The organism is Methanobrevibacter sp. (genome assembly GCF_045541095.1).
Lineage (GTDB): Archaea > Methanobacteriota > Methanobacteria > Methanobacteriales > Methanobacteriaceae > Methanocatella.
In genome coordinates, this window is record NZ_JAZQIJ010000115.1 from 1 (window position 1) to 1,527 (window position 1,527).

At 33.7% G+C, this 1,527-nt stretch carries 2 protein-coding genes; both read right to left on the bottom strand.

What is annotated here, in order from left to right:
- Nucleotides 1–58 precede the first annotated feature (58 nt).
- Complete coding sequence (locus ACKI2P_RS04845) at nucleotides 59–670, bottom strand: 4Fe-4S binding protein (RefSeq protein WP_407375528.1); 612 nt, start codon at nucleotides 668–670, stop codon at nucleotides 59–61.
- Nucleotides 671–675: 5 nt separating this feature from the next.
- Nucleotides 676–1,527: zinc-binding dehydrogenase (locus ACKI2P_RS04850; protein ID WP_407375530.1), on the bottom strand; the 852-nt coding region annotated here is incomplete at its 5' end.

A 1,527-nucleotide genomic window follows, 5' to 3' on the forward strand; every position in this document is an offset into this window, starting at 1 on the left:
TTTTTAAACATGATTTATTAAATAACAAACACTAAAACTCCAATAAGAAATGAATCAATTATTCCCTTTTAACAATCGCATCATTCGGACAATTTTCATAACATAATCCACAATGCAAACAATGTTCCGACGGAATTTCAAACTTATCGCCAACAAAAACTGGAATCTGCTGCGGACAACTTGCCTGACAAGTACCACAAGCAATACAATCATCAGTTATCTCAAATCCCTTAACTGTAATTTCAGCATCCCCGAATTTGAAGGATTGTCTGAAAATAGGCTTTTGTGTCAAATCAAAGAATTCCATCTCATAATCCTCAATGCAAAAAGGTTCAAGAATATATCTCGCATTTCCAGGATAAACATTATTCATAAATGGATTGTTTTCAAATATTAAATCAACCCAATATTTTTGATCGTCCAATTTATGAGCTTCACCACTAATTCTAATGGATTTATTGTCTTTTAAGCTTAAATAACTAACCTTTGGATGATTTATTATTTCTGAATAAACATGTTTTCCACGGCCAGTTACAAAATATATTTTATCATCTTCAATATGCATTATATCAATAATTCTTGATTGAGGATTGCCATTATCATCAACAGTGGATAAAACCGCATCAATCACATCTCTCAATTGTTTAAAACATTCTTCTTTAGTAACCATATTAACTACTCCAATTTAAATATAATCTTTCCTTGAGCCATGTTTGACTCCATCAAAGTATGAGCTTTTCCAATATCTTCCAAATTATAGAATACTCTTGAAATTTCGGGTTTGATGTTATTTTTAATAATGAAATCAAATAGGTTGTCCATTATCTCCTGTGTCGGATAATTGCTGAAAAAAGAAGTCAAGTACCTGCCATTTGGGATAATCTTGATTGGATCGAATTCATCCATATACTCAATACCTCCCAAAACACCTGTAACACAGCATATTCCTCCACTGTTAATGCATTTCATTGAATCTTCAAGAGTTTTAGGGCCAATCAATTCCAGTACCTTATCACAATTTAATTTTTCAGCCAAAAAACCATCATCAGCAAAGCACTCATCCGCACCATTTGACTTTAACTTGTCGAATCTTTCTTCACTTCTGGACGTTGCAAATATTTCACATCCCATTGACTTTGCAAGTTGCATTGCGGAAAGGCCCAATGCAGAGGTTGCACCTCTGATTAATAGAGTATCATCCTTTACAAGATTAAGTGACATTAAAGAGCCATAGGCAGTGAAATAAGTTTCAGGAATTGCTATTATTTCCTCCAATGTCAATTTCTCAAAAACATCATCATCAATTTTAAAGACGATTTTTTCAGGAAGCAGAGCATATTCGGCATATCCTCCATCAAAGCTTCTTCCCATTCCACCCATAAGTGCAGCTATCTTATCCCTGTTTTTAAATCGAGTATTTGATGAGTCAACCACTTCACCAACACATTCAATACCCGGAATTACAGGCAATTCAATATAATCTTCATCGGCTTCATAATCCCTTAAAATTACTTCAGCCCTGTTAAT

Bases quoted from the DNA above. Each gene is read 5' to 3' on its own strand.
- ACKI2P_RS04845 (WP_407375528.1), bottom strand. From the start codon at position 670: ATGGTTACTAAAGAAGAATGTTTTAAACAATTGAGAGATGTGATTGAT.